Origin of the sequence: Streptomyces sp. KLMMK, from assembly GCF_036961605.1 — a bacterium.
Taxonomy (GTDB): Bacteria; Actinomycetota; Actinomycetes; order Streptomycetales; family Streptomycetaceae; genus Streptomyces; species Streptomyces telluris.
Genome location: NZ_JBAMDC010000268.1, coordinates 1 through 9,121 on the forward strand (window position 1 = coordinate 1; position 9,121 = coordinate 9,121).

9 protein-coding genes are annotated in these 9,121 nt (G+C 71.5%); 6 read left to right on the forward strand and 3 right to left on the reverse strand.

Going from position 1 to position 9,121, the window contains the following annotated elements; all coding sequences use genetic code 11:
- A partial coding sequence (locus tag V7793_RS27525) for a beta-ketoacyl synthase N-terminal-like domain-containing protein (RefSeq protein ID WP_336011170.1) occupies positions 1–807 on the reverse strand: 807 nt, incomplete at its 3' end.
- Positions 804–2,072 carry a beta-ketoacyl-[acyl-carrier-protein] synthase family protein gene (locus V7793_RS27530; RefSeq protein ID WP_336011173.1) on the reverse strand — a complete coding sequence of 423 codons (1,269 nt, stop codon included), beginning with the start codon at positions 2,070–2,072 and terminating at the stop codon, positions 804–806. The genes V7793_RS27530 and V7793_RS27525, both read right to left, overlap by 4 nt.
- Positions 2,073–2,462: 390 nt before the next feature.
- Between V7793_RS27530 and V7793_RS27535 the strand changes: the two genes are divergently transcribed.
- Entirely contained in the window at positions 2,463–3,707 is a 1,245-nt protein-coding gene (locus tag V7793_RS27535) for an IS701 family transposase (RefSeq protein WP_336011176.1), read from the forward strand.
- 65 nt (positions 3,708–3,772) lie between these two features.
- Here the strand turns inward: V7793_RS27535 and V7793_RS27540 are convergent, their stop codons facing one another.
- A complete protein-coding gene (locus V7793_RS27540) occupies positions 3,773–4,273 on the reverse strand; it encodes a flavin reductase family protein (RefSeq protein ID WP_336011179.1) in 501 nt (166 codons plus the stop codon).
- 170 nt (positions 4,274–4,443) lie between these two features.
- Between V7793_RS27540 and fabG the strand changes: the two genes are divergently transcribed.
- The 5 genes from fabG to V7793_RS27565 all read left to right on the forward strand — a co-directional run bounded on the left by fabG (position 4,444) and on the right by V7793_RS27565 (position 9,103).
- Entirely contained in the window at positions 4,444–5,229 is a 786-nt protein-coding gene (gene fabG, locus V7793_RS27545) for a 3-oxoacyl-ACP reductase FabG (protein WP_058047377.1), read from the forward strand.
- 132 nt (positions 5,230–5,361) lie between these two features.
- The gene (locus V7793_RS27550) at positions 5,362–6,348 is read left to right on the forward strand and encodes a 3-hydroxyacyl-CoA dehydrogenase NAD-binding domain-containing protein (protein WP_336011182.1); all 987 of its coding nucleotides are present in this window, start codon (positions 5,362–5,364) and stop codon (positions 6,346–6,348) included.
- Positions 6,349–6,577: 229 nt separating this feature from the next.
- Positions 6,578–7,489 carry an NADP-dependent oxidoreductase gene (locus tag V7793_RS27555; protein ID WP_336011185.1) on the forward strand — a complete coding sequence of 304 codons (912 nt, stop codon included), beginning with the start codon at positions 6,578–6,580 and terminating at the stop codon, positions 7,487–7,489.
- A gap of 35 nt (positions 7,490–7,524) precedes the next feature.
- The gene (locus V7793_RS27560) at positions 7,525–8,178 is read left to right on the forward strand and encodes a DsbA family oxidoreductase (protein ID WP_336011188.1); all 654 of its coding nucleotides are present in this window, start codon (positions 7,525–7,527) and stop codon (positions 8,176–8,178) included.
- Between the two features lie 283 nt (positions 8,179–8,461).
- Positions 8,462–9,103: a hypothetical protein gene (locus tag V7793_RS27565; RefSeq protein WP_336011190.1), complete on the forward strand. Its 642-nt coding sequence runs from the start codon at positions 8,462–8,464 to the stop codon at positions 9,101–9,103.
- Positions 9,104–9,121: the final 18 nt, after the last annotated feature.

A 9,121-nucleotide genomic window follows, 5' to 3' on the forward strand; every position in this document is an offset into this window, starting at 1 on the left:
GAAGGTCGCGGCGTAGCCCGCGAGTTCGCCGTAGACCTGCTGCGCGCCGCGCTCGCGGGCGCTCGTCTCGTCCTCGGCGACGAGGATCGCGCCGCCCTCGCCGGGCACGTAGCCCGAGGCGTCGGCGCTGAAGGGCAGGTAGGCGCGGGCGGGGTCGGTGGCGGTGGTGACGCGGCCGCCGGCCAGCTGGGAGACGTAGCCCCACGGGTCGAGGGCGGAGTCGACGCCGCCGGCCACCACGAGCGGGGTGCCGCGGCGGACCGTGCGGCGGGCGTGGCCGAGCGCGTCCAGGCCGCCGGCCTGCTCGCCGACGAGGGCGGCGCTCGGTCCGCGCAGCTTGTGGCGGATGGAGATCTGGCCGGTGTTGACCGCGTAGAACCACGCGAAGGACTCGTAGACGCTGACGAAGTCCGGGCCCTTGTTCCACAGCTTGTCGAACTCGCGGTGGGTGAAGTCGAAGCCGCCCATGGCGTTGGAGGTGACGACGCCCATGTCGTAGTCCGGCAGGGTGTCGGGGGAGACGCCGGCGTCGGTGAGGGCCCAGTCGGCGGCGACGAGCGCGAGCCGCGTCGAGGGGTCGGTCTGCGGGAGCAGCCGGCTGTTGAGGTGCTCGGCCGCGTCGAAGTCGTCGATCTGGCCGGCGAGGGAGGACGCGTAGCGGGAGGCGTCGAAGCGGGTGACGGGGCCGATGCCGGTGTGGCCCGCGAGCACCGCCTTCCAGAAGGCCTCGGTGCCCAGGCCGTTGGGGGCGGTGACACCGATCCCGGTGATGACGGTCCGCCCGTTGAGGCCGTCCTTGCTGGTCATGCCTTCACTCCTTCCGGGGCGCGCAGGATCATCGCGCTCTGGAAACCGCCGAAGCCGCTGCCGACGGTCAGGACGGAGTCCACCCGCTGCTCGCGCGCGGTCAGCGGGACGTAGTCGAGGTCGCACTCGGGGTCGGGCGTGTGCAGGTTGGCCGTCGGCGGTACGACGTTGTGCTTGATGGCCAGGGCGCAGGCCGCGATCTCGATGGAGCCGATGGCGCCCAGGGAGTGGCCGACCATCGACTTGATGGAGCTGACCGGCACGTCGTAGGCGTGCTGCCCGAGCGCGATCTTGAACGCGGCCGTCTCATGGCGGTCGTTCTGCTTGGTGCCGGAGCCGTGCGCGTTGACGTAGTCGACGGCGGTCGGGTCGACGCGCGACTCGTCGAGCGCCGCGCGGATGGCCTCCGCCATCTCCCGGCCGTCCTTCTTCAGACCGGTCATGTGGTACGCGTTGCAGCGGGTGGCGTAGCCGGTGACCTCGGCGTAGATCTGCGCGCCGCGGGCCTTGGCGGCCTCGTACTCCTCCAGGACGAACATGGCGCTGCCCTCGGCGAGGACGAAGCCGTTGCGGGAGGCGTCGAACGGCCGGGAGGCGTGCTCGGGGTCGTCGTTGCGCGTGGTGGTGGCCTTGATCGCGTCGAAGCAGGCCAGCACGATCGGGGAGATCGGGGTGTCCGACGCGCCGGCGATCATCACATCGGCGGAGCCCTCGCGGATCAGCTGGACGCCGTAGCCCACGGCGTCGAGGCCGGAGGTGCAGCCGTCGGAGACCATGGTCACGGGGCCCTCGGCGCCGGCGGCCCAGGCGACCTCGGCGGGCATGACGCCCGGGCTGAGGTAGTCGAACATGTGCGGCGACAGGTAGTCGGGGTCGACCAGCCACTCGCGGCCCTTGTCGGCCATCACGAGGTACTCGTTCTCCAGGCTGGTCGCGGAGGCGACGGCGCTGCCGAGGCTCACGCCCACGCGGTGCGGGTCCACGCCGGCGAACTCCAGGCCGCTGTCGGCCACGGCCTCCCGGGTGCAGGCGACGGCGAACTGGGTCGCCCGGTCCATCCTGCGGATCTCCCGGGGGGAGAAGCCCTCGGCCTCGGGGAAGAAGTCGGCCTCGGCGGCCACCTGGGACCGGAACGGAGCCGCGTCGAAGAACGAGATCCGCCGGGTGGCGGTGCGGCCCGCGGTGAGCAGGTCCCAGAACTCCTTGGTGCCGGAGCCGCCCGGGGCGCGGACGCCGATACCGGTGATCACCACTCGTCGGGTCATCGCGTGGGCACGCCTTCCTTCGAGCTGAACATCGAGTCACGTTCCTTTCCGCTTGCCCTGCAGCAGATGTCCACCGCTGCCTGTCGGGGACAGCGCCGTTGGCAAGGGAAACGGTGCGGCTCCGGCCTCGAACACCGCTCGAAGACGGATGGGGCACCTCCACAAGAAACCGGCTGGCCGGTTTCTCTTGGTAATCCGACGTCAGAGAGGCCGTAGACAGGCCGTCCGGTTGGTTTCCTGTGGGGTCCGAGGCGGCGCAGGGAGGGAGGAAATCGGGCAAATCGGGGCGGAATCAATCGTTGGGTCAAGGTTTCAAAGAGTAATAGAAACAACGCAGTCGGTTTGGTACGGTCAAATGCGCCGTCGGTAGCCATCACGTGGGGAGAGACGATGGAAGCCAGATCCGTGCAACTCAGCCCTGTGTCCACCGAGGAACCACCCTGCGGGCACCCGTCCCCCGCCAGCCCCTGGGACGTGGAACCGGAGTTCTTCTCGTCACTCACGCGCAACGACCAGCGCAGGATGGCGGAGCAGTACGTACGCGGCCTGCTGGAGGCGGAGGGCCGCAAGACCCTGCGCAACGTCGCGGAACAGATCGGCGGGAAGGCGCTCCAGCAGAGCGTCCACCACTTCATCACCGCCTCGTCCTGGAACTGGGCCCCGGTCCGGCGGGCGCTCGCGCGTCGCGCGGAGGAGGAGGTGCGCCCCCAGGCGTGGGTGGTCAACTCCACCGTCATCCCCAAGGCGGGGGTGCACTCGGTCGGCGTCGACCAGCAGTTCCTCCCCCACCTGGGCCAGACGGTCAACGGCCAGCGGGCGTTCAGCGTCTGGAGCGCCTCCGAGCGGGTCAGCGTGCCCTTCAACTGGAGCCTGGTGCTGTCCCGGAGCTGGCTGGAGGACCCGGCCCGGCGCAGCCGCGCCCACATACCCGACGCCAGCCGCGCCATCTCCCTGGAGGAGCACGCCGGCGCCGTGGCCCTGGAGGCCGCCGACTCCTGGGGGCTGCGCAGGCGCCCCGTCGTCGTGGACGTGGAGGGACTCGACGCGGGGGCGACCGTGCGGCGCTTCGCGCGGGCGGGCGTGCCGCTGATCATGCGCATCGACGGCACGACCCCGCTGCGGGTCGACGGCACCCTGCTGCAGGGCTACAGCGACCGGGAGGTGCCCGCGCAGAACCTGATCGGCTCGATGAAGCGGATGCGCCGGCAGGTCGAGTGGTCCGACACCTCGGGGACGGGCTCGTACCGCGGGGTGGTGAGCGCGATCCCGGTGGTCCTGTCGTGCCCCGCGCCCGCGGGCGGGCCCGGGGGCACCCACCACCGGCCCATGCTGCTGATGGGCGACTGGGGCTCCTCCGACCGGTGGCCGTCGCGGATGTGGCTCACCGACTCGCGGCGGCTGCCGCTGGTCACCCTGCTGCGCCTGACCCGGCTCACGGGCGTCGTCCAGCGCGACTTCGCGGAGATCTCCGAGCACACCGGCATCCGGGACTTCGCGGGCCGTTCGTTCCGCGGCTGGCACCGCCACGTCACCCTGGCCTCGGTCGCCCACCTCATCGCCGTGCGGGCGGGGGCGCGACGCGTCCCGGCGCAGCGGCGGCGGGCGGCGGGGTCCGTCGCGCCGCTGTGTGCCTGAACGCCGTGTGCCTGAACGCCGTGTGCCTGGACGCTGAGTGTCCGAGCGGCGGCAGCCCCGGCGGGTCAGTCCGCCGCGCCGGGGCCGGCGATCCCGTGGAAGCCCTTCCGGTAGTACAGGAGGGGCTCCCCCTCGCCGGCCTCGGCGTGCTCCACCTCGCCGAACAGCACGAGGTGGTCACCGGCCGGCACCTGCCGCTCGGTGCGGCACTCCAGCCGGGCGAGCGCGCCCGGCAGCAGGGGCAGCCCGCGCCGGGAGAGGGCCGTCCCCGGCTGCGGGAACTTGTCCGCGCCCCGGCGCGCGAAGAGCGCGGCCAGCTCCTGCTGGTCCCGGCCGAGCACGTGGACGACGAACCCTTCGGCGCCGGTGAAGGCGTCGAAGCAGTTGGCCCGCAGGTCCAGGCACACGAGCACCAGGGGCGGTTCGAGGGATACGGAGGTGAAGGAGCTGGCAGTGAAACCGTGGCTGCGGCCCTGTGCATCCACGGTGGTCACGACCGTGACCCCGCTGGCCCAGCGGGCGAGGGACGTCCGGAACCGTTCGGCGGTGATCGTCTCTGCGAGCATCCCCCCACGCTGCTCAGCCCCGCTTGAGCCGGGATCGAGCCGTGGCGGAACCGCCGCGGCGGAACCCGCGCTTCGACCCCCTTTCGACCGGCCGTCGAGGCCGCGGCGGCACCCTCGGCGCGACCGGCGTCACGACGCCGTCAGTATTCGCAACCAGCTACGGAGGAACGATGGGCACGCAGAACGCCAAGGTCGCACTGGTGACCGGGGCAACCAGTGGCATCGGTCTGGCGATCGCCACCCACCTGGCCCGCAACGGCGCCCGCGTCTACCTGTGCGCCCGGGACGCGGAGAAGCTGGCGGAGACCGTCAAGTCGCTGCAGGACCAGGGCTTCGAGGCCGACGGCACCACCTGTGACGTGACCGACCGCGAGGACGTCAAGCGTTTCGTGGCCGCCGCGGTGGAGCGCTTCGGCACCGTCGACATCCTCGTCAACAACGCGGGCCGCAACGGCGGCGGCGCGATCGCCGAGATGTCGGACGAGCTCTGGTACGACGTGATCAACACCAACCTCAACAGCGTCTTCCTCGTGACGCGCGAGGTGCTGAGCGCCGGCGGCCTGCTCACCAAGGGCTGGGGCCGGATCGTCAACATCGCCTCGACGGCCGGCAAGCAGGGCGCCGTCACCGCGGCCCCGTACTCCGCCTCCAAGCACGGCGTGGTCGGCTTCACCAAGGCCCTCGGCCTCGACCTCGCGAAGACCGGCATCACCGTCAACGCCGTCTGCCCCGGCTTCGTCGAGACGCCGATGGCCGAGCGCGTCCGCGGCCACTACGCGGAGATGTACGGGATCACCCTGGAGGAGGCGGCCGAGAAGGTCACCACCCGCGTCCCGATCGGCCGTTACGTCGACGTCGAGGAGGTCGCGGCCATGGTCGACTACCTGGTCGGCGACGGCGCCTCGTCCGTGACCGCGCAGGCCCTCAACGTCTGCGGCGGCCTGGGCAACTACTAGCCGTCCCCGCGGTGCCGGGCCGGGCGCGGAACACACGTGTCCGGTTCGACCGCCGCTCGAATTCCGCACGAGCCCGTCGCGGCAGCCTGTGCAGGCACCACCTACAGGCAGGCAGGACGACAGGAGCAAGCGGTGACGGATTCACCCGTAGGGACACGCATACGTACGGCGGCCGTGATCGGCGTGGGCACCATCGGCCTCGGCTGGGCCGCGCTGTTCGCCTCCGCCGGGCTGACCGTCCGGATCAACAGCCGCCGGCCGGACGCCGAGGCGCACGTCAGGAAGGCGTTCGAGCTGTACGCGGCCTCGCTGCCGGGCGGCCCCGCCGACCCGGCCGAGCTCGCCGCCCGGCTGGAGTTCGAGCCCGACGTGGCCCGCGCCGTCGAGGGCGCCGACGTCGTCCAGGAGAACGCCCCCGAGGACCTGGCCCTCAAGCAGGACCTCTTCGCCCGGATCGGCGCCGCCGCCCCGGCCCACGCGCTGCTGCTGTCGTCCACCTCCACGCTGCTCCCCGACGCCCTGGGGGCGCGGATGGCCGACCCCGGCAGGCTGCTGGTCGCCCACCCCTTCAACCCGCCGCACATCGTGCCGCTGGTCGAGATCGTCACGGGCGAGCGGACCGACCCGCGGGCCGTCGAGGAGACCGTGGCCTTCTACCGCGGCCTCGGCAAGACCCCCGTCGTACTGCGCCGGGCCGTCCCCGGCTTCGTCGCCAACCGGCTGCAGTCCGCGCTGCTGCGCGAGAGCATCCACCTGGTCCGCGAGGGCGTCGTCTCCGTCGCCGAGCTGGACGAGATCGTCACCTCCTCGATCGGCGGCCGCTGGGCGGCGGTCGGCCCGTTCCGCGCCTTCCACCTCGGCGGCGGCCCCGGGGGCCTGCGCCACTGGTTCGAGCACCTCGGCGCCGGCCTGGAGAAGAGCTGGCAGGGGCTCGGCAACCCGCCGGTCGACGAGGAGACCGTCGCCCGGATCCTCGCCCAGGCGGAGGAGGCGTTCGGCGGCCGCTCCTACGAGGAGCTGGCGGCCGAGCGCGACGCGAAGCAGACCCGGGTGATCGCCGCCGCGGAGGGCACCGGCACCGGCACCGACGCCGACGCCGCTCCGGCGGAAGGGGCGTAGCCGAGCGCGCCCATTCGGCGGACGGTTGGATTCCGCTCGAAGCGCACTCGAAGTCCGCTCGATTTTCGCTCGAAGCCGGCTCGAAGAACGCTCGAAACCCGCGCGGAGTAGCCGTTCGCCCGTTGACCTCAACTCCGGTTGAGGTTGAAAGATAAAGCGCACCAGCCCCACCGGTGTTCATCAGAGTTCATCAGCGTCCATCAGCGTTCAGCAGAGAGAAGGACATGCCATGAAGGCGGCAGTTTTCCAGGAGTTCGGCGGACCCGAGGTGCTCAAGGTCGAGGAGGTCGAGACCCCCCGTCCCGGCGCCGGCGAGATCCGCGTACGCGTCAAGGCCGCCGGTGTGCAGGCGTACGACACGGCCGTCCGTGCCGGCTGGAACCCGCCCGGCATGACCATCTCCTTCCCGCAGACCATCGGCAACGACTTCGCGGGCGTCGTCGACGAGCTCGGCGAGGGCGTCACCGAGTTCGCCGTCGGCGACGAGGTCCTGGGCTGGGCCCTGCTCTCCTGCTCCGCCGAGTACCTGGTCGTCTCCGCCGAGCAGGTCGTCGCCAAGCCCGCCGGCATGCCGTGGGAGGTGGCCGGCGCGTTCTCCGCCTCGGCGCAGACCGCGCACACCGCGCTCGAGGCGCTGGAGATCGGCGCGGGCGACACCGTGCTCGTCCACGCGGCCGCCGGCGGCGTCGGCACGATCGCCGTGCAGCTGGCCCAGGTCCTGGGCGCCACGGCCATCGGCACCGCGAGCGAGCGCAACCACGAGTACCTGCGTTCGCTGGGCGCCACCCCCGTCACCTACGGAGAGGGCCTCGCCGACCGCGTCCGCGAGCTCGCCCCCGGTGGCGTCACCGCGGCCCTCGACGGCATCGGCGGCGACGCCCTCGACGTCTCCGTCGAGCTGGTGAAGGACAAGAACCGCATCGCCACCCTCGTCGACTTCGGCCGTGTCGAGGAGCTGGGCGTCCGCGCCGTCTTCAGCCAGCGGGCCAAGGAGCGCCTCGCCGGTCTGACCGCCCTCTACGCCGAGGGCAAGCTGCGCGTGGAGGTCTCCAAGACCTTCCCGCTGGAGCGGGCCGCGGACGCGCACCGCGAGATGGAGACCGGCCACGTGCGCGGAAAGATCGTCATCACCGTCGGCTGAACGATCGATCGAACGATCAACCGAGGAGACCTGCCATGAAGATCGAGATCTACTCCGACGTCCTGTGCCCGTGGTGCTACATCGGCAAGCGCCGGATAGCCGCCGCCCTGGACGGCTTCGCCCACCGCGACGAGCTGGAGATCGTCTGGCGCAGCTTCGAGCTCGCGCCGGGCGAGGGCAGCGAGCCCGGCCCGACGGCGGCCGAGGCCATGGCCGAGTGGACGGCCCCGGACGTGCTGCCGGGCCGGATCGAACTGATCAAGTCCCAGGGCCGGCAGGAGGGTCTGGAGCTCAACCTCCACAAGTCCCGCCCCGTGGGCACCTTCGACGCGCACCGCCTCACCCACTTCGCGGCCGAGCGCGGCCTGCTGGAGCCGGTCATGGAGCGCCTGTTCCACGCGTACCACACCGAGGCCCTGAACGTTGGGGACCGCGAGGTGCTGGTGCAGCTGGCGGGCGAGGCCGGGCTGGACGGGGCCGAGGTCCGCGAGGTGCTGGCGAGCGACCGCTACGCGGACGCCGTGGTCGCCGACGGGAACCGCGCCCGCCAGTTCAACGTGACGGGCGTGCCGTCGGTCGTCATCGACGGCCGCACGCCGGTCTCCGGCGTGCAGGCGCCCGAGAAGCTGCTCACCTTCATCGAGCGCGCGTGGGAGCGGGCGCAGAAGGAGCCCGCGGCGTCCGTCTGACGCCGCCGCGAGGAGCCGGCGGCGTCCGCCCCGGGCCGCCGGCACGAAGAGTGACCTCCGCAGGTCCGTAAGGGTCCGCGGAGGTCCTCGCAGGTCATCGCAGGTTCTCGCAGGCCCTCGCAGGCCCTCGCAGGTTCTCGCAGGTCCGTACAAGTCCGCCCCCAGGCCGAAAACCCGCTGCCACGGCCGGAATTCGATCCGCTCTCCATCGGGACTCCAGCCGCGTTCCGGACTCTGTTCCCGGCGCTGGAATTGCTCCACGCCGTCTGAGAGAGGAAATGCAGTGCAGCACAAGTGGAAGCTGACGGGCGGACTTGCGGCCTCACTGGGGCTTGCTCTGACGGGGATCATGTCCTCGGCCGGAACGGCGAGTGCCGACACCGCGACGAAGACGCTCGATTACACCTGCCAGACCCGTGTGGACGGCAACTGGATCCCCGTCCCCTACTCGCGGGACTTCACCACCACGGCCCCGGCCAAGGTCGCGCCGGGCCAGACCTTCAAGGTCACCTTCGACTCGGCCCCCATCAAGGCCGTGGCGGACTTCAACAAGCTGCTCAACAACGTGAACATCGCGTACAAGACCCCGGCCAACGCCAAGGTCGTCGGCTACAAGCTGACCGGTGGCAGCAACCTCGGCACCGCCAAGCAGTGGGTCGAGCGCAACGGCACCAACTTCAACATCAAGTCCAACGGCGAGTGGGCCGGCGGCGTGGAGTTCGACTTCCCGAACCTGGAGGTCACGCTCAAGGCTCCGACCACGGCCGGTGCCACCCTCACCACCGGTGCGGGCGGCTCCAGCTTCCAGGACACGGCCTTCGGCTGGATGCGTCTGCAGACCCAGCTGAACACCTGGGACCCGTTCCAGTGCTACCCCGACCCGGCCAAGCCGGTGGCGTTCTCGACCACTACGGTCGGTTACTGACCGGGCGGGTGACCGCCC